Origin of the sequence: Corallococcus silvisoli (genome assembly GCF_009909145.1) — a bacterium.
GTDB classification, from domain to species: Bacteria; Myxococcota; Myxococcia; order Myxococcales; family Myxococcaceae; genus Corallococcus; species Corallococcus silvisoli.
This window is the reverse complement of the sequence record NZ_JAAAPJ010000024.1, coordinates 21,608-44,689: the sequence shown is the minus strand read 5'-3', so window position 1 is coordinate 44,689 and position 23,082 is coordinate 21,608. Positions and strand designations below refer to the sequence as shown.

Below are 23,082 nucleotides of genomic sequence, written 5' to 3'. Positions count from 1 at the left end.
TCATGGCCGAGACCGCTCACGCACTCCCGCTCGACCCGCTCGAGCCCCGGGACCTCGTCGCGCCGCACCACGACGACAAGTCCCTCAATGAAACGCTGCTGGACCATGTCTGGCGCAAGCCCGGCAAGGGCTGGTTCATGCTGCTGGGCATCACGTCCGCGGCGCTGGGCCTGCTCGTCGTCGGCGTGACCTACACCCTGGCGCGCGGCATCGGCGTGTGGGGCAACAACCAGCCGGTCGGCTGGGCGTTCGACATCATCAACTTCGTCTGGTGGGTCGGTATCGGCCACGCCGGCACGCTCATCTCCGCCATCCTCCTGCTCTTCCAGCAGAAGTGGCGCACGAGCATCAACCGCTTCGCGGAAGCCATGACGCTGTTCGCGGTCATGTGCGCGGGCCTCTTCCCGCTGCTCCACACGGGCCGTCCCTGGTTCGCCTTCTGGCTGTTCCCCTACCCCAGCACCCTGGGCGCGTGGCCGCAGTTCCGCTCGCCGCTGGTGTGGGACGTGTTCGCCATCTCGACGTACCTCACGGTGTCCGCGCTCTTCTGGTTCGTGGGCCTCATCCCGGACCTGGCCGCCCTGCGGGATTCGTCCAAGACGAAGCTCCAGCGCACCATCTACGGCCTGTTCGCCCTGGGCTGGCGCGGCTCCGGCCGCCACTGGCACAACTATAAGATCGCCTACCTGCTGCTCGCCGGCCTTTCGACGCCGCTCGTGGTGTCCGTGCACACCATCGTGTCGTTCGACTTCGCCGTGTCGCAGCTGCCCGGCTGGCACGCGACCATCTTCCCGCCCTACTTCGTGGCCGGCGCCGTGTTCAGCGGCTTCGCGATGGTCATCACGCTCATCGTGCCCGCCCGCAAGTACCTGGGCCTCCGGGACGTCATCACCGACCGCCACCTGGAGAACATGAACAAGGTCATCCTCGCGACGGGCCTCATCGTGTCCTACGGGTACATGATGGAGCACTTCATCGCCTGGTACTCCCAGAACCAGTACGAGCTCTGGACGTTCTATGTGAACCGCGCCACGGGCCCCTACGCTGGCGTGTACTGGCTGATGATCACCTGCAACGTGGTGACGCCGAACATCTTCTGGTTCAAGAAGTGCCGCACCAGCATCCCCATCATGTGGGTGGCCTCCATCGCCGTGAACATCGGCATGTGGTGCGAGCGCTTCATCATCATCGTCACGTCGCTCTCCCAGGACTTCCTGCCCTCGTCGTGGGACCTCTACCGCCCGACCTGGGTGGACTGGTCCATCTACATCGGCACGCTGGGCCTGTTCGGCACCCTGTTCCTCCTGTTCCTCAAGTTCGTTCCCGCCGTCGCGGTGAGCGAGGTGAAGGAGCTCCAGTTGGAGCTCAAGCACGCCGCCCACGCCGCCCATGGCAACGGACACCACGGCTCGGACGCCGCGGCCACCCACGGAGCGCACTAGCATCATGGAAGCCAAGGTCCTCGATTCCTGGGTGCTGGCCGAGTTCGCCACGCCGGAAGCCCTCGTGGATGCCACCCGGCAGATGCGAGAGAAGGGCTTCCTGGGCATGGACACCTACTCCCCCTACCCGCTGCACGGCGGGTCGGAGGCGCTGGGTCTGCCGCCCTCGCGCGTGCCCTTCATCGCCCTGGGCGGCGGTCTCACCGGCATGGTGACCGCCCTCACGATGCAGACGTGGATGAACACCATCGACTACCCGCTCAACATCGGCGGTCGTCCGCTCCTGAGCCTCCCGGCGTGGGTGCCCATCACGTTCGAGCTGAGCGTGCTGTTCGCCGCGTTCGGCATCTTCTTCGGCCTGCTGGGCCTCAGCCGGCTGCCCCAGCCCTACCACCCCGCCTTCGAGGCGGAGGCCTTCCGCAGCGCGTCCACGCACGGCTACTGGCTGAGCGTGCCCCACCCCACGGGGCAGGACGCGACGGACACCACGAACCAGTTGAAGGCCCTGGGCGCCACCCAGGTGACCGTCGTCTCGGGAGAGAACGAATGAGGTGGCTCATCCCCGCCGCGGGGCTCGCCGCGCTCACGGGCTGCAACGTCAGCTCGGAGTTTCTCCAGCGCATGGAGACGCAGCCCAAGTACGAGTACTACGAGACGTCCGAGTTCTGGGCGGACGGCCGCGCCATGCGCGTGCCCCCGGCCGGGACCGTCCCGCGCGAGCGCCCGGTGGGCAACCCCGGCATCAGCACGGGCCGCAGCAACGGCGTCGCCGTCACGGCCATCCCCCTGACGGTGGACAAGCCGCTGCTCGCCCTGGGCCAGAAGAAGTACAACATCGTCTGCTCGCAGTGCCACGGCGTGCTCGGAGACGGCAACAGCGTCGTCGCGGAGAACATGGCGCTGCGCCTGCCGCCGTCCCTGCTGGAGCTCGCGGACAAGCCGGCCGGCCACTTCTACACCGCCATCAACGAAGGCTACGGCATCATGCCGTCCTTCTCGGGTGAGCTCGACACGCGTGAGCGCTGGGCCGTCGTCGCCTACGTGCGCGCGCTGCAGGCCGCCCGCAGCACCGCCGGGGCGCAGCCCGTCCCGCAGGAGAACCGATGACTGCCATGGAGCGCTACACCGGCACGCCCAAGCTGATGGTGCCCGCGTTCGGCCTGGGCGTGGTGGGCCTCGTGCTCACCGCCGTGGGGTTCTTCATGAACCCCCAGGCCACCAGCTTCAGCTATCTGCTGGGCTTCACCTACTGGGTGGGCATCAGCGTGGCCGCCCTCATCATGCTGGCCATCTTCCACACGGCGAAGGCCAAGTGGCTCATCGTCCTGCGGCGCGCCATGGAGACCATGGCCGTCTCGGTGCCCGTCTTCGCGGTGCTCATCCTCGCCTTCATCCCCTTGATGAAGTACCTCTACCCGTGGTTCCCGGGCTCGCCCCTGGCCGCGGACATCCACGGCATCGAGGTGGAGCACCTGGCCCACAAGCAGCACGGCTACCTGTTCCCCAGCTTCTTCGTCGTCCGTCAGCTCATCTACTTTGGCGTGTGGACCTTCGTGAGCCAGCGGCTGTACGGCTGGAGCACGAAGCAGGACGAGGCGGGCGGGCTGGAGCTCACCGTGAAGCAGCGCCGCTTCTCCCCGGGCGCCCTGCCCTTCCTGGCGCTGACCATCACGTTCGCGGCCTTCGACTGGCTGATGAGCCTCACGCCGCTGTGGCAGTCCACCATCTTCGGCGTCTACTACTTCGCCGGCAGCTTCCTGGCCGCCTTCTGCATGCTGACGCTCGTCACGGTCAACGCGCAGGGCAAGGACCTGTACGGCAGCCTGGTGAAGACGCCGCACTACCACAACCTGGGCAAGCTGATGTTCGCCTTCACGGCGTTCTGGGCCTACATCGCCTTCTCCCAGTTCCTGCTGGTGTGGATCGCCAACATCCCGGAAGAGGCGCCCTGGTACGGCCTGCGCATGTTCGGAGCGTGGCGCCCCATGTCCATCGCCATCTTCCTGCTGAACTTCGTGCTGCCGTTCTTCACGCTGCTGTCACGCAAGCTGAAGGAGAAGCCCCGCCTCCTGGGGGTGGCGGCCGTCTACCTGCTTCTCATGCACGCCGTGGACCTGTATTGGCTCATCTGGCCGGCGTTCTCCGGCGAGGCCGGTCCGACGTTCCACTGGACGCTCATCACGGCCTTCGTGGGCGTGGGCGGCATCGCGGTGGGCTACGCCCTCATGAAGGCGCGCGGAAAGTACACGCTGCCGGTGAAGGACCCCTACATCGCGGAGTCCCTGAGGTACGTGCAGCCATGAAGAAGACCCAGTCCGAAGTCGAATCGCGGGTCATCGTCGGCGCGCATGGCGTGGCGGCCGAGGAAGACCACATCGTCATGGGGAAGGTCGTCGGCATCGGCGTCGGTGCCATGGTCCTCTTCTTCGCGGGCGCGGTGTGGGCCTGGCGCGTCCAGGTCGTGACGATGCAGGAGGCCCAGCCGGACGGCCCTCCGCCCCGTCCGGCCGCGGTGGGCCAGTACGAGATTGGCATCGTGAACCAGCGCCTGTTCGAACAGGACTGGCGCGCGACCGAGAAGCTGGGCGGCCAGCAGCAGGCGCTGAAGAACGGCTGGGGTGACCAGCCGGGCGTCGCGGCCCACAAGCCGCTGGAGCAGGCCATGGACCAGGTCATCACGACCGAGGCCCAGAAGGCCCGCGAGCCGGCCCCGGCGCCCACGCCGGCCCCGGAGCCCGCGCCTCACGTGGCGCCCCCGGCTCCTGCCCCGAAGAAGTAGGCTCCTCCCGCACCTCCTACCCCGAGCCGTCCTGCCCCCATGCCGTCCCACTTCCACTCCCCCTCCGCCCGCGCCGCCGGGCTCCTGGCGGCGCTCGCGCTGGTGCTCACCAGCGCCACGCCCGCGTTCGCCCTGCCGGGTGGAGGCAAGACGCCCCGCGCCATCCTGGAGGCGGACTCCGACCTGCCCCCGCCGGTGACGGGCGTGGACGTGTTGGAGCACCTGGGGGAGCCGCTCCCCCTGGAGACGCGCTTCCTGGACTCGAATGGGGACGAGGTGCGGCTGGGGACGCTGCTGTCGAAGACGCGCCCCACCCTGCTCACGCTCGTGTACTACGAGTGCCCCATGCTCTGTAACCTGGTCATCAACGAGCAGGTCCGCGTGATGCGCGAGCTGGGCCTGGAGCTGGGCAAGGACTACGAGGCCGTCACCGTCAGCATCGACCCGAAGGACACCCCGGTGCAGAGCGCCGAACGGCGGCGCAAGTACCTCCAGTCCATGGGCAAGCCGGAGACGGCCCCCTGGCATTTCCTCACCGGCACCGACGAGAACATCCACAAGCTCGCCGATGCCGTGGGCTTCAAGTACACGTATGAGCCGAGCACGAAGCAGTACGCCCACCCCGCGGTGGTCACCGTGCTCACCCCGGAGGGGAGCATCTCCCGCTACCTCTACGGCACGTCGTTCGACCGCAAGGACGTGAAGCTTTCGCTGCTGGAAGCTGCGGGCGGTCGGGTCGGGACGAGCGTCGATCGCATCGTCATGTCCTGTTTCAAGTATGACACCGCCACGCGGCGGTACGGTTTCTACATCTTTGGTTTCATCCGCCTGGGCTCCCTGGCTGTCTTCGGCGCCCTGGCCACGATGCTGATCTATTTCTGGAGGCGCGAGCTGAAGAAAGGCGCGACTACATGAGCGACCTGGCCAACCAATTCCTGTTCCTCCCGGAGCGCGCGTCCACGTTCGCGGAACGGGTCGACTTCCTGCACTACTTCGTCGTCGGCACGACGATGGTGATGTCCGCGGGCGTCGGTCTCGCGGCGCTCTTCATGTTCTTCCGCTACCGTCGGCGGGAGGCCCACCAGACGACGGAATACGTCGTGCCGGACCTGAAGACGGAGTTCCTCTTCGTCTCCGTCCCGCTGGTGTTCTTCCTGGCGTGGTTCGCCATCGGGTTCCGGGACTTCACCTGGTACACCACTCCGCCCAAGGACTCGATGGATGTCTACGTCATGGGCAAGCAGTGGATGTGGAAGTTCTCCTACCCGGAGGGCCCCAACGGCGTGAACGTGCTGCACGTGCCGGCGAACCGCCCGGTGCGCCTGCTCATCACGTCCCGCGACGTCATCCACTCCTTCTACGTCCCGTCCTTCCGCATCAAGATGGACGCGCTGCCGGGCCGCTACACGCAGGCCTGGTTCGAGGCGACGAAGCCCGGCACGTACCAGGTGCTCTGCACCGAGTACTGCGGCCTGTCGCACTCGAAGATGCTGGCGGAGGTCGTCGTGCTCGCGCCGGAGGACTACGAGAACTGGCTGAAGGAGCAGCAGCGCGGCCGCCTGCAGGACCGGCAGGACGCGCTGGCGGACACCTCGCTGGTGCCGCCCGTCGCCCGCATGGCCGAGCAGGGCCAGAAGCTGGTGGGCACGCAGGGCTGCCTCAAGTGCCACTCGGTGGACGGCTCGAAGCACATCGGCCCCACCTTCCTGGGCCTCTACGAGCGCACGGAGCGGCTCGATGACGGCCAGGAGATCCGCGTGGACGAGGCCTACATCACGCAGTCGATGATGGACCCGGGCGCGCACATCGTCGCCGGCTACCAGAACGTGATGCCGACCTACCAGGGCAAGCTCCAGGGCCCTGAGTCCGCCGCCATCGTCGAGTACATCAAGACGCTGCGCACTCCGAACGTGCGCGAGAGCGCTTCCGAGGGACCCGCCTATGACCCCATCCAGTAGCATCGCCGCGCCGGGGGCCGCCCCCGGCCATGAGGCGACCGACGACCACGGCCACCACCCGAGCTACCTGACGGACGGCACCACGGTGAAGTCGTGGCTGCTGACGGTGGACCACAAGCGCATCGGCATCATGTACATGATCTGGGTGCTGCTGTTCTTCCTGGTGGGCGGCATCTTCGCGCTGCTCATCCGGATCGAGCTGCTCACGCCCGGCCCGACCATCATGGACGCGATGACGTACAACCGCGTCTTCACGCTGCATGGCATCGTCATGATCTTCTTGTTCATGATCCCTGCCATCCCCTCCATCTTCGGCAACTTCCTGCTGCCGCTGATGCTGGGCGCCAAGGACGTGGCGTTCCCCCGGCTGAACCTGCTGTCGCTCTACGTGTACCTGGCGGGCGCGGGCTTCGCGCTCTGGGGCATGCTCAACGGCGGCCTGGACACCGGCTGGACGTTCTACACGCCGTACAGCGCGCACACGACGACCACGGTCGCGCCGGTGCTCTTCGGCGCGTTCATCATCGGGTTCAGCTCCATCCTCACGGGCATGAACTTCATCGTCACCACGCACACCATGCGGGCGCCGGGCATCACCTGGTTCAAGATGCCGCTGATGGTCTGGGCGCTCTACGCGACCAGCTGCATCCAGGTGCTGGCGACGCCGGTGATTGGCCTGCTGACGCTGCTGGTGGCGGCGGAGAACCTGTTCAGCCTGGGCATGTTCGACGTGGCCCGCGGCGGCGACCCGGTGCTCTTCCAGCACCTGTTCTGGTTCTACAGCCACCCGGCCGTGTACATCATGGTGCTGCCGGCGTTCGGCGTGATGAGCGAGATCGTCTCCGCGTTCAGCCGCAAGAACATCTTCGGCTACCGCGCGGTGGCGTACTCCTCCCTGGGCATCGCGTTCGTGGGCTTCTTCGCCTGGGGCCACCACATGTTCGTGTCCGGCCAGTCCACCTTCAACGCCGGCGTGTTCGGCGTGCTGACGATGCTGGTGGGCGTGTTCACCGCCATCAAGGTCTTCAACTGGGTGGGCACCGTCTACAAGGGCGCGGTGGAGTTCAGCACCCCGTTCGCCTACTTCTGCGGCTTCCTGTTCTTCACCGTGTTCGGCGGCATGACGGGCATCGCGGTGGGCACGGTGTCGCTGGACGTGCCGTGGCACGACACGTACTTCGTCGTGGCGCACTTCCACTTCATCATGGTGGGCGCGACGATCATGGCCTTCCTGGCCGCGCTCCACTACTGGTTCCCGAAGATGTTCGGGAAGATGTACCACGAGGGGTGGGGCCTGGTTTCCGCGGCCCTCATCATCCTGGGCTTCAACGCGACGTTCATCCCCCAGTTCCTCGTGGGCAACGCGGGCATGCCGCGCCGCTACTACGAGTACCCGGAGCGCTTCCAGGCGCTGAACGTGGCGTCCACGGCGGGCGCGTCGCTGCTCGCGTTCGGGTTCATCATCATCGCGGTGTACCTGACGTACGCGCTCATCTACGGCGAGCGCGTGGACAACCCGTGGCACAGCAAGGGCTACGAGTGGCTGACCATGTCCCCTCCGCCCACGCACAACTTCATTGGCCCGCAGCCGACGTATCCCGAGGAGCCGCACTTCTACGTGGATCCGAAGAAGGCCGAGGGCGAGGTGTCGGATGTCTAGCGCGCACGTGACGCCGGGCTCGCTGCCCGGTCCCAAGCTGGCCGCCCACTTCGCGTCGCTGGATGTCCAGAAGCACGCGGCGCGGTTGGGCATGTGGCTGTTCCTCGCCACGGAAATCCTGCTCTTCGCGGGTCTGTTCGCCTGCTACGCCTCCTACCGCTTCCTGTTCCCGGAAGCGTGGGCGGCGTCCAGCCGGAGCCTGGACCTGACGATGGGCACCATCAACACGGTGGTGCTCATCACCTCCTCGTTCACCGCCGCCATGGCGGTGCACTACGCCAAGGAGGGGAAGAACAAGATGGTGGGGCACATGTTCGTGCTCACGCTCCTGATGGCGCTGGGGTTCCTCGTCATCAAGTTCTTCGAGTACAAGCACAAGTTCCACATCGGGACGCTGCCGGGCCGGTACTACTTCTACGAAGGCATCCAGCTGCCGGGCGCGCCGCTGTACTTCACGGTGTACTTCGCCTCCACCGCGCTGCACGCGCTGCACGTCGTCATCGGCATGACGGTGCTCGCGTTCGGCACGGTGCGCGCGTACCGCGTCGGGGACTTCAACGCGAACAACTACACGCAGATCGAGCTGGGCTCCATGTACTGGCACCTGGTCGACCTGGTGTGGATCTTCCTCTTCCCGATGCTGTACCTGGTCTGAGGGTTAAGACATGGCCATCGCCAACGAATCGCATCAGGAAGAGCACAACATGCAGGAGCACCACGGCGCCGGGCGCTACGTGGTCATCTGGATCGCCCTGCTGGTGCTCACGCTCGTCACGGTCTTCACCGGCCGCATGCACCTGCCCAGCTTCGGTCTGCTGCTGGCGCTCGTCATCGCCAGCGTGAAGGGCACGCTGGTGGCGCTGTACTTCATGCACCTGTCCGAGCACCGCGGCGCGAACCGCCTGGTGTTCGGGGTGTCCATCGCCTTCGTGGTGCTGCTCATCGGCTTCACGCTGATGGACTTCGGCACCCGCTTCCGTCTGGCCAACCCCCCGGGCTCGCAGTACAGCGACCTCCAGGCGGTGGACATCGGCGCGAACAAGGCCGAGGGCCGCTCCGGCGGGCACATGGACGTCAAGCAGAAGCATGAGACGCACGAGTAGTCCGGCGTCTCACGCGGTCCCTTGAAGCACGAACGCGGCGCCCGGGATTCTTCCCTGGCGCCGCGTCGCTTTTGGACAGGACCCTCGCTGCTGCGAGACGGCTACAGCGCGACGGTCAGGTTGAAGGAGAGCGCCGTGTCGGTGGACACCTTGCCCGGGGGCGGAGAGGTGTCCGACTTCACGAGGAAGCCCACGCCCAGGGCCAGCGCGTCGGTGAGGTTCGCCATCACCTGCGTCTGGCTGCTGAAGAGCAGGCGGGACTCGGTGATGACGCTCACGAGCACCTCCGCCTCTTCCTGGAAGGTGATGTCCTTGGAGATGCCGTAGCGGAACAGGGCCCCGAAGCGCGGGCCGCCCAGGTCCACGTCCTCCAGGTCCATGCGCTCCGGGTAGTACTGGAAGCGCATTTCGCGCGCGTAGCGGAAGGCGAGGTCGGTGCGAAGCACGGACTCGCGCACGCCCAGCTTCTCGTCCCGCTTGGTGTCGAACCAGAGGATGCTGGCGCCGGCTTCACCGGAGGGCCGCGCCTCCACGCTCTTGACGTGGTCCGTGTCCACGCCCGCCAGCAGGTAGCCGCTGAGCTGCTCCGTGAAGCGGCGGTCGCCGCGCAGCTCGACGCCGGCGTTGAGGGCCACCACCTGCGACGCGGACTCGACCTCGCCCTTCAGCTGCGGCGCGCGGCTGCGGCCGTACGCGCCGTAGGCCTTCACCGAGTAGATCCAGTTGTCCGTCTTGCGCAGCGCGCTCGCGAGCCCGCTCACCGTCAGCGTGGACGCGTTGCCGGTGAGGGAGATGAGGCTCATGCCCACGCTGACGTCCCAGGTGCTGGGCTTCGCGGCGGCGGGCGCGGCGGCGGCCTCGGGCGACGGCGCGATGGGGCCACGGGCCGTCACCTCGGCCAGGCGCTCGATGGCCTCCGCGAGCCGGGCGGTGGCCTCGGCGGAGCGCTCCGCGGCGAGGGCGGCGCGCTCCGCGGCGGCGGCGGCGCGCTCCGCGGCGGGAGCATCCGCGGGGAGGGGGGCGGGCGGCATCGGGGGCGCGGGCGGAGGGACGGCGGCGGCCGGAGCACGGGCGGCGGCGGCGGGCGGCGGCGGCGGTGCGGGCGGCGTCTGGGCTTGCAGCGACGAGGCGAGCAGCAGTGCGACGGGGAGCATCGGGGTTCCTTGAGGTGAAGCAGGCACGACAACGGACCTGCAAGGGAGCGTGAAAGGCCGGCTCCCTTTCCGGCACGGAACTTCTTAGCGCATGCGGGACACGGAGCGTCCTGACCTTCTACGCTCGAAATGCGGGTCCTTGTCCGGGCCCGGTACGCGAGGACCCGCCTTGAGGCCCACCCTGCTTCCCCTGCTGTGCGCGCTGTCGTCCTGGCCCACCGTCGTCCTCGCGGGCCAGACGGTCACGGCGCCGGTGGACGTGGGCGTGGGCCCGGCGGTGTTCGTGTTCTCCGGCCCCATCGCGGACGACCAGTTCCTGCACACGGGCCTGAAGCTGTCGGTGGACGCGGTGCTGGACAAGGAGTGGCTGCGCAAGAACCAGCGCGTCATCCCGCTCCGCTACCGCAAGCAGGCCAAGCAGTTGGAGGAGGTCCGCATCTCCCCGTCCATCTTCATCCCGGACTCCTTCATCATCTCCCCCAAGTGGCGGAACACGGGGATGTACGGGGTGACCTTCAAGCCGCTGGGCGTGGGGCTGCCGCTGACGTCCAGCCCGGTGCGCTTCAAGCTGGGCGTGGGGCTGGTGTTGACGTACGCGTACATCTTCTCCGACACGCTGCCAGACACGCACTTCCTGCGGCCCGGCGCGAACGTGGGCGCGGACCTGGAGTTCCAGCTGGCGAAGAGCTTCCTCATCAGCGTGGGGTGGGAGTCCACCTTCTACGTGCCGCAGGAGCTGGGCGGGCTGGGGCTGCCGGACCGCGTGGGCGACGGCATCTTCCACGTGGGGCAGGCGTACCTGCAGTTCCACTTCCGCTTCCCGTACACCACGCGGTTGTAGCGCTCGCGCCGGGGCGGCTCTCGTGCCTAGCCTGCCCGGCACCATGTCCCTCGTCCTCGCCACCGACGCGCAGAAGGCGCAGCGCGACGCCGTCACCCATGCCGCGTGGGGCTCGCCCCTCAGCGTGCCGCAGTATCAGGAGCGCGAGGCGCGGCTGCGCGCGCACGCGTGGAGCCGCGAGGGCATGAACACGTGGCTGTGGCTCGCGGACGACGGCCGGGTGCTGGCGTCCTGCGAGACCTTCCACACCGACAGCTTCCTCCGGAGCGCGAACGGACAGCTGACGCCAGGGGACAGCTACGCCATCGCCAGCGTCTTCACGGAGGACCACCTGCGCGGCCGGGGGCATGCCACGCGGTTGATGGACGCCGTCGCCGCGGAGCTGGAGCGCGTGGCGCCGCGTCCGCATTCGGTGGTCCTCTTCTCCGATGTCGGGGCACCGCTGTATCGCCGGTCGGGATACCTCGAGGTGCCCGCGTGGGACTGGCACCTGGACGCCTCGGCGGCGCCGGCGAGCCGACCGGTGGAGGGCGGGATTCAAGAGACGGACGTCGCCTCGGCGCTCGCGCGGATGCGCCAGCCCGACGCGCCCTTCTTCCTGTGGCCCAGCGCCGCGCAGGTGGACTGGCACCTGGAGCGAGAGCGCATCTACGCGGAGCTGCTGGCGCGGCCGCGGCCCCGCACGTGCGGCGCGGTGGTGGGGGACTCCACCGCGCTCTGGACGATGATGGCGCGCTACGGCGAGCTGGTGGTGTTGATGCTGGATGCGCGCGACGCCTCCGCCGCGGAGGCGCTGCTCACGGAGGCGCGCCGCGTGGCGCACGAGGCGGGACTCAAGCGCGTGGTGTGGTGGGAGGAGGCCGCGACGGCGCCCCTGCTCGCGAGCGTGCCCGGTGCCGTGCGCGTGCAGCGGGATGGCTCGCTGCCCATGCTGCGTTCCCTGCGCGCGGGCCTGCCCGCCGCCCCCGAGGTCCCCTTCCCTCGCGCCCTCTGGGTGTGAGGCCATCCGCGCTCCCAGCCCGGTGGACCTGGCGAAGACGCCCACCCGGATGTGTCAGGCGGCGACAGGTCCCCTAGGATGCGCGCCATGGCGGAACGAAGGCGCATCATCGAGGGCACCTGGAACTGCACATCCTGTGGCGCCAAGAGCATCCCGGCCCGACACAAGAACTGCCCCTCCTGCAACAATCCGCGGGAGCTCAGCGGCAAGGAGTCGGAGTTCGACTTCGGGGACGTGGACGCGGCCTCCGGGAAGTCCCTCCGCGAGGGCGTCACCGATGCACAGGCGCTGGAGCTGGCGGGCGCGGGTGAGGACTGGTTCTGCGCCTACTGCGGCGCGGCCAACCGGGGTGACGGCACCCGGTGCCGGCAGTGCTCCGCCGAACGGGGCTCGGATGCGAAGACGGCGGCGCGCGCGGACCTGTCCCCCCGGGCGCCTCCGAAGCCCGCGCCGAAGCCCCGGCGCCTGGGCAAGGTGGCGCTCATCGTGTTGGGCGTCTTGAGCTCGTGCTGCCTGGGGACCTGCGCGGTGGGCATCTGGGGCAACCTGAAGCATGAGTTCAAGGGCGAGGTGGTGGCGACGAGCTGGCGCCGCGCGCTGGTGCAGGAGCGCTTCACGCCAGAGACGCACACGGGCTGGAGGGACGAGCTGAGCTCCACCGCCCCGCGCATGCCGGTGAACGGCGCGGGTGAGGTGGCGGGCGTGACGAACATCCGCGACTGCGTGTCCCGGCAGCGGGGGACGCGCCGGGTGGCGGATGGCACGCAGCGCGTGTGCCGGACGAAGACGCGCAAGGTGGCCTGTGGCACCGAGGAGAAGTGCCGGCGCCGCGACAAGGGCAACGGCTTCGCCGAGGAGGTCTGCCACGACGAGACGAAGTACTGCAACGAGTCCTACGAGGACTGCTCCACGGAGACGCGCTACCGCAACGAGCCCGTCTACGCGCAGCAGTGCGCCTACGACACGTATGCGTGGAAGCCGGTGGGCACCCGAGAGCTCAAGGGCACGGAGGAGCCCCCGCGCTGGCCGGAGCTCACCGCGGGGACGAACGAGCGGGTGCGGCGCGAAGAGGACTACACCGTGCTGGTGCGCTACGAGGATGACGGGGCGAAGCAGCACGCGTTGAAGCCCACGCGCGAGGACGAGTTCCTTGCGTGGAAGAAGGGACAGGGCGTCACGCTCACCGTGACGAACCTGGGCAAGGTGGAGCAGGCTGTCCGCCGCTGACGGGAGCGACATGGAGTGCACCTGCTGTGGCGCCTGCTGCGTGGCGCCAGACATCGCCGCGCTGGACAAGCCCCTGGGGCTGAGGTGCCCGCACCTGGGCGCGGACAACCTCTGCACGGTCTACGAGCGGAGGCCGCAGGTGTGCCGGGACTACGCGGCGGACGAGGTGTGCCGCCGCATCGAGGCCCCCACGCTGGAGGAGCGCGTGCACAACTACCTGGCGCTGTTCCAGCTCACCGGGGAGGCGGAGGCCGTGCGGAAGTCCGGCTGCGCCTCCATGCGGATGGCGCGGACCCTGGGAGCACGCAAGTGAGGTTCCAACCCACCGAACCGTTCGTCCCCGCGCCGGGCCTTGGCGGCGCGCACGCGCAGACCATCTTCGCCTCGCTCGCGCGGCCCACCCACGTGCCGCCCCTGCGCCGGGAGCGGCGCGAGCTGCCGGATGGGGACTTCGTCGACCTGGACACCTTCGACGGCCCGGCGGGCGCGCCACACGTGGTGGTGCTGCACGGCCTGGAGGGTTCGTCCCAGGCGGGCTACGTCACGGAGGTGCTGAGGGGCGCGGCGAAGCGGGGCTGGGGCGCCACCGCCATCAACTTCCGCTCGTGCAGCGGGGAGCCGAACCGGCTCGCGCGGGCGTACCACTCCGGGGACACGGCGGACACGCTGCTCGTGATGGCGGACGTGAGCAGGCGGCTCACCGGGCCGATGCTGGCGGTGGGGTTCTCGCTGGGCGCCAACGTGCTGTGCCGGCTGCTGGAGGAGACGGGAGCCCAGGCGCCCGTGGCCGCCGCCGCGTCCATCAGCGCGCCGTACGACCTGGACGCCTGCTGCCGGAAGCTGGACGGCGGCGGGGGCTTCCACTGGCTCTACCGTGAGCGGTTCCTGCGCACGCTCAAGCACAAGGCCCGCGCGAAGCTCCAGCGGTTCCCGGATGCGTTCGACGGAGCGCGCATGCAGGCGGCGCGCACCATCCGCGGCTATGACGACGTCGTCACCGCGCCGCTGCATGGCTTCCGGGATGCGGAGCACTACTACCGGGAGGCGTCCTCGGGGCCCCGGCTCGCGGACATCCGCCGGCCCACGCTGCTCCTGAGCTCCGCGGATGATCCGATGCTGGAGGCGCCGGTGATTCCGCCCTCCGCCCGGGACAACCCGTCCTTGAGCGTGGTGCTGACGGAGCGGGGCGGACACGTGGGCTTCGTCGCGGGCAGCGTGCGACGGCCGTACTTCTGGGCCGAGGCCCAGGCGCTCGCGTTCTTCGAGCAGGTGCTCGCCGGTTGATCAACCGAAGAAGAGCGTGAAGCCGAGCTTCGCGGACGGCCGCAGGGTCCGCATCATCCACGACTCCGTCTCCACGGGAGACAGCGAGTCGCGGAAGGGCTCATCGAGCTTCTGGAGGCTGGGGACATCCATCTCCATCAGGCTCATGCCGCCGCGCACGAAGAAGCTGATCCGCCGGGTGGCGTTGAACTCCAGGCCCAGGTGCGCACTGGCGTACGAATAGCCGACGCGCTCCATGGAGGAGGAGGGCAGCTGCGTCCGGTCCGCGAGCCGCCGGCTCAGCGTCTCCGCGCTCGCGGCCTGGGCGTGTCCGAACTCCAGCGACAGCGAAGGCGAGAACCGGCCTCGCAGCGGGAGCAGCGTGAGGCCTGCTCGCGCGGCGCCGCGCAGACCGTTGTGCGCGCCACCGATGTGCAGCCTCAGATAGGGAGACGGCCGGAAGACGCCGGAGAGCCCCGCGCCCTCGGGCATGCCCGCGTCGAGCATCAGACCGAATGGCGCGAGCCGCTCTGGGTCGCTCGTCCGGACGCGGATCTCCTGTGACTGGGCAATGGCCGTGTGCGCGGCGAAGACGATCACCGCCGCGGTGACAATGGACACCGCTCCCATGAGGCGACTCCCCGTTCCAGACATCGCGGCCACGCGCGATGAGATTTGCGAGGTACGCCGGCTCCCGAGCACGCGCTCCATGGGCTCCGGCTGTGTGTTGCTCCCCCCGACCCGCCACTCCACGCCCGCTCCTGCCCCACGTCCGGTGCTGAATGTCGCGTCGCCTTGACGCCGCCGATGGCTGGCTCACGAAGCGCCCTCCGCCACGTCGTGCATCCCTGCCCGTCACTGCGTCCGTCCGGCGACCCTGACCGCGTTGCCGGACTCCCCCAACCTGCGCACTGCCCCATCCCGCCGCCCAGCCCCGTACCGCGTCCTGCTTGCTGCCTTGCTCGACCGCGCTGCCACCCCGTGCCGCGTGCTGCCCCGTCCCGCCCGTCCAACACCGTGCTGCCCTGCTGATCCGTGCTGCTCGCTGCTCCGTCCCTCCGTCTGCGCTGCGTCCGCCCTGCCCTGCTGATCCGTGTTGCCTGCTGCCCCGTCCCGCCCGTCCTGCCCCGTTCAACCGTTCTGCCCCATCCCGCCCGACCCCGTCCTGCCTCGCTGCCCCATCCCGCCCGTCCTGCTCCGTTCAACCTTGCTGCCCCGTCCCGCCCGTCCTGCCTTGCTGCCCCATCCCGCCCGTCCTGCCCCGCTCAACCTTGCTGCCCCATCCCGCCCGACCCCGTCCTGCCTTGCTGCCCCGTCCCGCCCGTCCTGCTCCGTTCAACCTTGCTGCCCCGTCCCGCCCGTCCTGCCTCGCTGCCCCGTCCCGCCCGTCCTGCCCCACTCAACCTTGCTGCCCCGTCCCGCCCGTCCTGCCTTGCTGCCCCGTCCCGCCCGTCCTGCCCCGTTCAACCTTGCTGCCCCGTCCCGCCCGTCCTGCCTTGCTGCCCCGTCCCGCCCTGTTCACCACGAAGCAGTACGGCTCCCCCCCACCGACTCCGTCCCCCACCGCACTGCCCGTCCCTGCTGCCGGAGAGCCTTAGCATTCGCCGTGCCGACGCCTTTCCAGACATCATTCACCTGAAACATCAATCACTTGGCTCACTCGGTCCCTCTGAACAGGCCGGGCTGTAAGCACCGAGCCGGAAAAAACTCCTGACCCTCCGGGGCCCCGGCCTAACGTGTGACAGCCTTGTTGACGGGATGATGGAGGAACCCTTGCGCCTTCCGGTCGCCGCCGCACTGCTCAGCCTGGTCGCCTGCTCCGAATCGACCGAAGGCACCACCCCGAAGCTCGAAGGTCTCATCAATCCGCTCCAGCGGCTCGTCACCCCCGCGCGCGTGTGCAACGCGGGTGGCGGCCCGGCGGGATGGCGCCTGGAGCTCATCGGCAGTCGCTTCACCCCCGTGCCCCGCGACGCGCTCACCGACACGCCCACCGTGGAGCTGCCGCAAGTGACGCTGAGCGGTCCCAGCGACTACACGCTCCCCGCGGACCACCTGTCCTTCGCGCGCACCGAGCTCATGCGGATGGACCTGCCTACCCGCGACAGCACGCCCGCGAACACGCTGCCCCCCGGCGCCTATACCGTCGCCGTCACGAACCCCCTGGGCGGCACCGCCGAGCTCGCGGAGGGCCTGCACGTCGTGCCCCCGCCCCAACTCACGACCCTCACCGCGCCCCAGGGCTTCCACTACAGCGACGGCAGCCCGCTCATCATCGAAGGCAGCGGCTTCCGCGCGGACGCGCTGCCGCTCATCACCCTTCAGCGCGAGGGCCTGGAGGACCAGCCGCTCTTCACCCTCGCCGTCATCTCCGAGACGCGCATCGAGACCGAGGTGCCTCCCGCGACGCCCGAAGGCACCTACGCCCTCACCCTCACCAACCCCGAGGGCTGCTCCGTCACCCGTCCCCAGGCCCTCACCGTCACCTATCCGAAGCTGGGCACCGTCACGCTGGCGCCCCGGAGCGGGCCCGCGAGCAGCGACACACCCATCACCCTCACCGTGGCCGGTAACGGCGCCCCCCTGTCCCCCGGCCACCACGACGTGTACCTCGTCGCGCCCGTGAAGGCGGACCCCGGCCAGCTCGTGAACATCCCGCTGCGCGACGTGACGTTCGACTCCGCGACCCAGCTCCGCGCCACCGTGCCCACCTGCGCGGGCTTCGAGCCGCCGCCCAGCACCGACCCCACCTGCCCCAGCGGCGTCGTCCCCGGCGGTCCCTATGGCCTCGTCGTGACGGACCCCAGCGGCGCGGTGGCCCACGTGCCCGCGGCGTCCGGCTTCACCGTCTCCGGCTCCCCCTCTCCATGATGAACGCCCTCGCCCTGCTCACGGTCGCGGCGCTGGCCGCCGCCCCTTCCCCTTCCAGCAAGAAGGACCGGGAGGGCCCCCTCTTCCTCGCGCCCAAGGTGGGCTTCATCAAGCCGCTCACGTCGCTCGGCGGCGACCTCTACCTGGCCGGAGAGGTGGGCTACCTCACGCCCCTGCTCCAGCGGCGCCTCGCGCTGGTGCTGGAGGTGAACTACCACCGGCCCTCCACGTCGGGGACGCTGCGCGGGCCCTCACTCAACAACCTGGGCCAGCCCGTGGAGGCCCCGTACACGCTGGCCGAGCGCGAGGTCGCCATCCAGCTGTCCGCCGTGTTCCGCTTCCCCCGCGCGCTCGGGCCGCTCACGCCCTACGTGGGCGCGGGCCCCGGCCTGTACCTGCACCGCGCGACGGTGGAGTCGTTCGACAGCACCGCGTCGGAGAGCGGCGGCGGGCTCGGGTTCCAGGCGCTCGCGGGCGCGGAGCTGCCCGTGGGCCCCGGCGGCGTCTTCCTGGAGGCGAAGTTCCACTTCGCCCCGGTGGGCTTCATCACCACCGGCGACGTGAACGTGGGCGGGGTGCTCGCGGCCCTGGGCTACCGCCTGCGCCTGTAAGGACCCACCGGACTCAGGCCCGCCCCACCGGCGGGCGCAACATCCGTAGCAGGTGCTGGGCCAGCAGGTCGCGCACCGCCTGGATCACCGACGCCATCAGGTGGTGCAGCGACTCCGCGGTGTCGCCGTGGGCCTCGCGCACGCGCTCCGAGCGACCGTCGAAGATGCGCAGCCGGCCGGGCACCAGCGAGATGACCGGCAGCGACGGGTGCCGCTTGCGCAGCAGCCCCAGGAACAACGGGTGGTCCTCGTCCGGGCGGCGCAGGTCCACCACCACCAGCGCGGGCTTGTTCTCCGCGATGGACGCGAAGGCGTCGTCGGGCTCGCCGGTGGCGGACACCTCCACGTCGGGCTCCGCGTCCAGGAAGCGGCTCAGCAGCGCGCGGGACGCCGCATGCGGGCTGACGACGAGGACCCGCATCAGCGCGCCCACGGCCGGAAGGGCGCGGGCCTCCACGCGAAGGGGAGCGCACGGCGGGCTGCTGCGGAGTGGGAGCACATGGGTTCAGCAGGTAACGCCCGGCCCCCCATCAAAGCAACCCGCCCCGCGTCCAGAAGGCATGCCGTGCCGCCAGGCAGTCAATCGTCCGCGCCCGTGGCTTCTTCCAGTCCCACGGGCCAGAGTGGCGCGGCGCCTTCCAACCCGCTACTTCCCTTCCCCCGCGCGCCCCCTCCCACGTCGGTTCCCCGTCCCGAGCGTCCGTCATCGAGCCCCTGACCTCCCCCCTCACCGAGCTGCACTACGACAGCGGCACGCTGGTGGCCCCGACGCTGCCCGAGGACGCGCGCCTGCACGCCCTCTTCCAGAAGGACGGACGCACGGGCGTCTTCCGGGCGCCGGCGCTGCACTACCGCGACGTGGTGATGCGCCTGCGCGAATGCGGGCTGCCCTATGAGGACCGCGCGAAGCGCTTCGAGCCGGTGGAGCTGCCGCTCACGGTCCCCATCGAGCCCTTCCCCCACCAGCGCGCGGCGCTGGACGCGTGGACGCGCGCGGGAGGCCGAGGGCTGGTGGAGCTGCCCACCGGCGCGGGCAAGACGCTGCTGGCGGTGCTGGCCATCGCGTGGGTGAAGCGGCCCACGCTGGTGGTGGTGCCCACGCTGGACCTGATGGCGCAGTGGCAGGGCGTGCTGGCGAAGCACTTCCCCGGGCCCGTGGGAATGGTGGGGGGCGGCGTCAACGACCGGCAGACGCTCACGGTGACGACGTACGACTCCGCCGCGATGCAGATGGAGTTCACCGGCAACCGCTTCGGCCTGCTCATCTGCGACGAGTGCCACCACCTGCCCGCGCCCAGCTACCGCTTCATCGCGGAGGGCACGCTCGCGCCGTACCGCCTGGGCCTCACCGCGACGCTGGAGCGCGCGGACGGCGGCGAGCGCGTGTGCGAGGAGCTGCTGGGCCCGCTGGTGCACCGCACCGGCATCGACGAGCTCCAGGGGCAGTACCTGGCGCCCTACGAGGTCCGCCGCATCGAGGTGCCGCTGACGCCCGACGAGAAGACGCGCTACGACGAGGCGCGGGGCCGCTACCTCACCTTCGTGCGCCGGCTGGGCGTGCCCCTGGCGTCGCCGGAGGGCTGGGCCCGCTTCCTCGCGCAGAGCCAGCGCAGCGACGAGGGCCGCGCGGCCTACCGCGGCTACCGCGAGCAGCGCCGCATCGCCCTCACCTCCAGCGGAAAGCTGGACGCGCTCTGGCGCATCCTCCTGGAGCACCGCGAGGACCGCGTCATCGTCTTCACCGACGACAACGAGACCGTCTACACCCTGGCCCGCAGGCTGCTCCTCCCGGCGCTCACGCACCACACGCCGCTGCCGGAGCGCAAGGCGCTGCTGGCCGCGTTCGCCAGCGCGGAGCTGCCGGTGCTGCTCACCTCGCGCGTGCTCAACGAAGGCGTGGACGTGCCGGACGCGCGCGTGGGCGTGGTGCTCAGCGGCAGCGGCAGCGTGCGTGAGCACGTGCAGCGCCTGGGCCGCATCCTGCGAAAGCGCCCCGGCAAGCGCGCCCTCCTCTACGAGGTCTGCTCCGCGCAGACGGCGGAGAGCGGCATCAGCGAGCGCAGACGGCAGCACCGCGCCTACCAGGACCCGGAGGGACCTCCCGATGCTGACGCGTGAACTGCTCGCCTCGCGCGTGCGCGAAGGCATCCTGCGGCCCTCCTTCGTCAAGACACACGACCCGTCCCTCCAGGCGCTCGCGAAGGAGCTGCTCGCGGACGCGGAGGCCCTCCGCGGCCAGAGCCGCGACGACGTGGAGGAGACCTTCAGCCTCAAGGCCGGCGCGTTCAGCCGCCCCAAGGTGGCGCGCGGGCTGGTGAAGCTGCTCCTGGACCGGCTCCTCTTCGACGAGGCCGGAGAGGGCGCCCTGGACGCGCGCTGGCGCACGCTGCTCGTGGGCTCGAAGGTGCTGCGCACGCTGCCCCCGGACACCTCGCTGGAGGCCTACGAAGCGCGCCTCACCGAGGCCCTGGGCGCGCCTCTGCCGGAGGTGCGCGAGGCGCTCTACTCGGACCTGCCCGGCAACCGGAAGCTGCTCGGCTGGGACGGCGAAGCGCTCACGCCGCAGGGCCTGCTGGACCGCTACAACCTGGCGCTCGCGCAGGGGCCGCTCCTCAACGCCCGGCGCCTCACGCTGCGCGCGCGCTCGCCGGAGCTTTTGCGCGTGCGCAAGCTTTTGCGCTGGCTGAAGTTCTGCCGCCTGGTGGCCGAGGTGCGGCGCGACGGCGAGGACTGGTCCCTGGAGGTGGAGGGCCCCGGCGCGATGCTGGCCCTCCAGAAGAAGTACGGCCTCCAGCTGGCCAGCTTCCTGTCCGTGGTGCCCATCCTGGAGCGCTGGGAGCTGTCCGCGGTGCTGGAGGACGCGCGCAAGCGCTCCACGCTCCAGCTGAGCCACGAGGATCCGCTGGTGTCCCCGCTGCCGGCCGCGCTGGGCCACGTGCCGCCGGAGGTGTCCGCGCTGGCCGACGGCTTCGAGGATGAGGCGTGGGAGCTGGACCTGACGCCCCTGCCGCGTCACACCGGCGCCGCGGGCCTGTGCGTGCCCGACCTCACCTTCCGCCACCGGAAGACAGGCCACGAGGTCGCGCTGGAGCTGTTCCACGCGTGGCACGCGGCGCCGCTGTCGCGCCGGTTGTCGGAGCTGCGCGCGCGCCCCGACGCCGGACTGCTGCTGGGCGTGGACCGCGCGCTGGCGAAGGAAGCGGCGGAGCGGCAGGTGCTGGAGGAGCACCCGCAGGTGGTGCTCTTCAACGGCTTCCCCTCCGTCCGCAAGCTGCGGGAGCGGCTGTCACGCTGGGACGGCGCGGCGCCGGCCTGAGAGCGTGGGCGCTCCGCGCTTCAGCTCCGGGGTTTGAACTGCGAGGCCAGCACGCTGAGGATGCGGATGGAGCCCCGGTCCAGCTGCTTCGCGCGGCGCAACAGCCGGCGCAGCTCCGCGGATTCGCCGTAGTCGGACGGGGGCTCCGCGGCCCACTTCACGTCCTGCGACGGCTTGAGCCCCAGCGCCTCGTCCGCGGAGATGGACAGCACCACGCACAACCGCCGGAAGGTCTGGATGCTGGGCAGCATGTGCCCGCGCTCCAGGCGCCCATAGACTTCACTCGCGATGCCGATGCGCTCCGCCACGTCCGCCTGGGTCAGGTTCAGACGGGTGCGGGCGACACGGGCCGCTCCTCCGAGCCGGGATGCGAGGGTCTTTTCCATGGGGTCGTTAACCTACCGGGTTCGCCCATGTCGATATGACTTGAGAGGTTGGCTTCCAAGAACTTCCGGGGTAGGCTTTTCGCGACACAACCTCTTGCGTCAAGCCCGTTCGGACCACCCATCGCCTTCATGCGAGAGCCCTCCACCTCCCTCCCCAGCTTCCTCTTCGTGGACGCGGATCCGCGCGCGCTCGCCGCGCTCCGGAGGCTCGCGAGGCACCTGCCGGGCGACAAGCGCTTCGCCCTGGGCGTGCGCGAAGCGGAGCGGCTGATGGGGGAAGCGGCGCCGTCCGTGGTGGTGAGCGGCTACGGCCTGCCGGATGGTGACGGGCTGTGCCTGCTCACGTGCGTGCGCGCCCGGCATCCGCGCGCCGCGTGCGCGCTGCACACCACGCACCCGCCCACGCGCGGGCTGAAGGAAGAGGGCATCACCTGGATGGACCGCGCCGCGCCGCCGCAGCAGGTGCTGGCGCTCCTGGCCTCCCTGGGCTGACCCGGCTCCGTGGCGTTCCCGTGGCGCGCGCGGTCGCGCGCGTTAAGGTAGGGCCCTGCCCCAAGCGCCATGAAGCTCTACGCCATCAGCGACCTGCACCTGCGTCACAAGGAGAACCACGAGGCGCTGGCCGCGCTCGCGCCCCGGCCGGACGACTGGCTCATCGTCGGCGGCGACGTGGGTGAGACGCTCGCGGACATGGAGCTGATGCTGCGCACGCTCACCGCGCGCTTCCGCCAGGTCGTCTGGGTGCCGGGCAACCACGAGCTGTGGACCATGCCCTCCGAACAGCCTCCGCTGAAGGGCGAGGCGCGCTACCTGCGCATGGTGGACCTGTGTCACCGCTACGGCGCGCTCACGCCGGAGGACCCCTATCCGCGCTGGCCAGGGGAAGGCCCGCACCGCGTCCTCGTCCCCATGTTCCTGGGCTACGACTACACCTTCCGCCCGGACACCGTGCCGGCGGACAAGGCGCTGGAGTGGGCGTGGGAGGACGACCTGATGTGCACGGACGAGGTCCTGCTGCATCCGGAGCCCTACCCTACCCGTCAGGCCTGGTGCCACGCGCGCGTGGAGCGCACCCGCGCGCGGCTGGAGCGGCTGCCGGAGGGCTGCTCCACCATCCTCATCAACCACTACCCGCTGCGCTACGAGCACGTGCGGCTGCCGCGCATCCCGCGCTTCTCCATCTGGTGCGGCACGCGCCTCACCGAGGACTGGCACACCCGCTACCGCGCGGAGGTGGTGGTGACGGGGCACCTGCACATGCCGGCCACCCTGTGGCGCGACGGCGTGCGCTTCGAAGAGGTCTCCCTGGGCTACCCCATGCAGTGGCGGCACCGAGGGGGACTGGAGCGCTGCCTGCGCGAGGTTCTGCCCGGCCCGGAGAAATCCGCCAGTCCTCCGTGACGTCCCGAGTCACGCGTGAGGAAAGGCCTCGCCGCACCGGGTGCGTTTGACGCTGCCGAGGGCGCGGGCA

The 23,082-nt window shown here is 70.0% G+C and carries 25 protein-coding genes; 21 read left to right on the top strand and 4 right to left on the bottom strand.

The window, feature by feature from the left end:
• Positions 1-2 precede the first annotated feature (2 nt).
• The 10 genes from nrfD to GTY96_RS33735 are packed head-to-tail and all read left to right on the top strand — an operon-like array spanning position 3 to position 8,942.
• Entirely contained in the window at positions 3-1,442 is a 1,440-nt protein-coding gene (gene nrfD / locus GTY96_RS33780) for an NrfD/PsrC family molybdoenzyme membrane anchor subunit (protein ID WP_143905214.1), read from the top strand.
• 4 nt (positions 1,443-1,446) lie between these two features.
• Positions 1,447-1,992 carry a DUF3341 domain-containing protein gene (locus GTY96_RS33775; RefSeq protein ID WP_143905215.1) on the top strand — a complete coding sequence of 182 codons (546 nt, stop codon included), beginning with the start codon at positions 1,447-1,449 and terminating at the stop codon, positions 1,990-1,992.
• Positions 1,989-2,549, top strand: a complete 561-nt coding sequence (locus tag GTY96_RS33770) for a c-type cytochrome (RefSeq protein ID WP_143905216.1) — start codon at positions 1,989-1,991, stop codon at positions 2,547-2,549. The genes GTY96_RS33775 and GTY96_RS33770 overlap by 4 nt, the downstream gene beginning before the upstream one ends.
• Positions 2,546-3,745 carry a hypothetical protein gene (locus tag GTY96_RS33765; protein WP_143905217.1) on the top strand — a complete coding sequence of 400 codons (1,200 nt, stop codon included), beginning with the start codon at positions 2,546-2,548 and terminating at the stop codon, positions 3,743-3,745. The genes GTY96_RS33770 and GTY96_RS33765 overlap by 4 nt, the downstream gene beginning before the upstream one ends.
• On the top strand, positions 3,742-4,221 hold the full coding sequence (locus GTY96_RS33760) for a hypothetical protein (protein ID WP_143905218.1): 480 nt from the start codon (positions 3,742-3,744) through the stop codon (positions 4,219-4,221). Before GTY96_RS33765 ends, GTY96_RS33760 begins: the two co-directional genes overlap by 4 nt.
• A 39-nt stretch (positions 4,222-4,260) precedes the next feature.
• Positions 4,261-5,136 (top strand): SCO family protein, encoded by an 876-nt coding sequence (locus GTY96_RS33755; protein ID WP_161666870.1) that lies wholly within the window; start codon positions 4,261-4,263, stop codon positions 5,134-5,136.
• Positions 5,133-6,179, top strand: a complete 1,047-nt coding sequence (coxB, locus tag GTY96_RS33750; RefSeq protein WP_143905220.1) for a cytochrome c oxidase subunit II — start codon at positions 5,133-5,135, stop codon at positions 6,177-6,179. The genes GTY96_RS33755 and coxB overlap by 4 nt, the downstream gene beginning before the upstream one ends.
• Entirely contained in the window at positions 6,163-7,839 is a 1,677-nt protein-coding gene (locus GTY96_RS33745; RefSeq protein ID WP_143905221.1) for a cytochrome c oxidase subunit I, read from the top strand. Before coxB ends, GTY96_RS33745 begins: the two co-directional genes overlap by 17 nt.
• Entirely contained in the window at positions 7,832-8,494 is a 663-nt protein-coding gene (locus tag GTY96_RS33740) for a cytochrome c oxidase subunit 3 family protein (protein ID WP_143905222.1), read from the top strand. The genes GTY96_RS33745 and GTY96_RS33740 overlap by 8 nt, the downstream gene beginning before the upstream one ends.
• A gap of 10 nt (positions 8,495-8,504) precedes the next feature.
• Positions 8,505-8,942, top strand: coding sequence for a cytochrome C oxidase subunit IV family protein (locus tag GTY96_RS33735; RefSeq protein ID WP_143905223.1), 438 nt, complete (start codon positions 8,505-8,507; stop codon positions 8,940-8,942).
• Between the two features lie 101 nt (positions 8,943-9,043).
• Here the strand turns inward: GTY96_RS33735 and GTY96_RS33730 are convergent, their stop codons facing one another.
• The gene (locus tag GTY96_RS33730; protein WP_161666869.1) at positions 9,044-10,096 is read right to left on the bottom strand and encodes a DUF481 domain-containing protein; all 1,053 of its coding nucleotides are present in this window, start codon (positions 10,094-10,096) and stop codon (positions 9,044-9,046) included.
• A 169-nt stretch (positions 10,097-10,265) separates the two neighbouring features.
• On the opposite strand from GTY96_RS33730, the gene GTY96_RS33725 reads away from it, so the two are divergent.
• The 5 genes from GTY96_RS33725 to GTY96_RS33705 all read left to right on the top strand — a co-directional run bounded on the left by GTY96_RS33725 (position 10,266) and on the right by GTY96_RS33705 (position 14,448).
• Entirely contained in the window at positions 10,266-10,937 is a 672-nt protein-coding gene (locus GTY96_RS33725) for a hypothetical protein (protein WP_143905225.1), read from the top strand.
• Between the two features lie 43 nt (positions 10,938-10,980).
• Positions 10,981-11,937, top strand: coding sequence for a GNAT family N-acetyltransferase (locus GTY96_RS33720; protein ID WP_161666868.1), 957 nt, complete (start codon positions 10,981-10,983; stop codon positions 11,935-11,937).
• 87 nt (positions 11,938-12,024) lie between these two features.
• Complete coding sequence (locus GTY96_RS33715) at positions 12,025-13,164, top strand: hypothetical protein (protein WP_143905227.1); 1,140 nt, start codon at positions 12,025-12,027, stop codon at positions 13,162-13,164.
• Positions 13,165-13,174: 10 nt separating this feature from the next.
• A complete protein-coding gene (locus tag GTY96_RS33710) occupies positions 13,175-13,477 on the top strand; it encodes a YkgJ family cysteine cluster protein (protein ID WP_143905228.1) in 303 nt (100 codons plus the stop codon).
• Positions 13,474-14,448, top strand: a complete 975-nt coding sequence (locus GTY96_RS33705) for a hydrolase (RefSeq protein ID WP_143905229.1) — start codon at positions 13,474-13,476, stop codon at positions 14,446-14,448. Before GTY96_RS33710 ends, GTY96_RS33705 begins: the two co-directional genes overlap by 4 nt.
• Here the strand turns inward: GTY96_RS33705 and GTY96_RS33700 are convergent, their stop codons facing one another.
• Positions 14,449-15,057: a hypothetical protein gene (locus tag GTY96_RS33700; protein WP_143905230.1), complete on the bottom strand. Its 609-nt coding sequence runs from the start codon at positions 15,055-15,057 to the stop codon at positions 14,449-14,451. It abuts the gene before it with no gap.
• A 1,143-nt stretch (positions 15,058-16,200) separates the two neighbouring features.
• Between GTY96_RS33700 and GTY96_RS38450 the strand changes: the two genes are divergently transcribed.
• Both GTY96_RS38450 and GTY96_RS33690 read left to right on the top strand, forming a co-directional pair.
• Entirely contained in the window at positions 16,201-17,298 is a 1,098-nt protein-coding gene (locus GTY96_RS38450; protein WP_143905231.1) for a hypothetical protein, read from the top strand.
• Positions 17,295-17,909 (top strand): hypothetical protein, encoded by a 615-nt coding sequence (locus GTY96_RS33690; protein ID WP_235686060.1) that lies wholly within the window; start codon positions 17,295-17,297, stop codon positions 17,907-17,909. The genes GTY96_RS38450 and GTY96_RS33690 overlap by 4 nt, the downstream gene beginning before the upstream one ends.
• Before the next feature lie 13 nt (positions 17,910-17,922).
• Here GTY96_RS33690 and GTY96_RS33685 read toward each other — a convergent pair whose 3' ends face one another.
• Positions 17,923-18,333, bottom strand: a complete 411-nt coding sequence (locus GTY96_RS33685; protein WP_143905584.1) for a response regulator — start codon at positions 18,331-18,333, stop codon at positions 17,923-17,925.
• Positions 18,334-18,623: 290 nt separating this feature from the next.
• Here GTY96_RS33685 and GTY96_RS33680 point away from each other — a divergent pair, with 290 nt between their 5' ends.
• Both GTY96_RS33680 and GTY96_RS33675 read left to right on the top strand, forming a co-directional pair.
• Positions 18,624-20,027, top strand: a complete 1,404-nt coding sequence (locus tag GTY96_RS33680) for a DEAD/DEAH box helicase family protein (RefSeq protein ID WP_143905232.1) — start codon at positions 18,624-18,626, stop codon at positions 20,025-20,027.
• Positions 20,014-21,225, top strand: coding sequence for a DUF790 family protein (locus GTY96_RS33675; protein WP_143905233.1), 1,212 nt, complete (start codon positions 20,014-20,016; stop codon positions 21,223-21,225). Before GTY96_RS33680 ends, GTY96_RS33675 begins: the two co-directional genes overlap by 14 nt.
• A gap of 20 nt (positions 21,226-21,245) precedes the next feature.
• Here GTY96_RS33675 and GTY96_RS33670 read toward each other — a convergent pair whose 3' ends face one another.
• On the bottom strand, positions 21,246-21,611 hold the full coding sequence (locus GTY96_RS33670; RefSeq protein WP_120528580.1) for a helix-turn-helix transcriptional regulator: 366 nt from the start codon (positions 21,609-21,611) through the stop codon (positions 21,246-21,248).
• Positions 21,612-21,740: 129 nt separating this feature from the next.
• Here GTY96_RS33670 and GTY96_RS33665 point away from each other — a divergent pair, with 129 nt between their 5' ends.
• Together GTY96_RS33665 and GTY96_RS33660 are read left to right on the top strand one after the other, a co-directional pair.
• Positions 21,741-22,103 carry a response regulator gene (locus GTY96_RS33665; RefSeq protein WP_143905234.1) on the top strand — a complete coding sequence of 121 codons (363 nt, stop codon included), beginning with the start codon at positions 21,741-21,743 and terminating at the stop codon, positions 22,101-22,103.
• A 69-nt stretch (positions 22,104-22,172) separates the two neighbouring features.
• Positions 22,173-23,012, top strand: coding sequence for a metallophosphoesterase family protein (locus tag GTY96_RS33660; protein ID WP_143905235.1), 840 nt, complete (start codon positions 22,173-22,175; stop codon positions 23,010-23,012).
• The last annotated feature ends 70 nt before the right edge of the window (positions 23,013-23,082 follow it).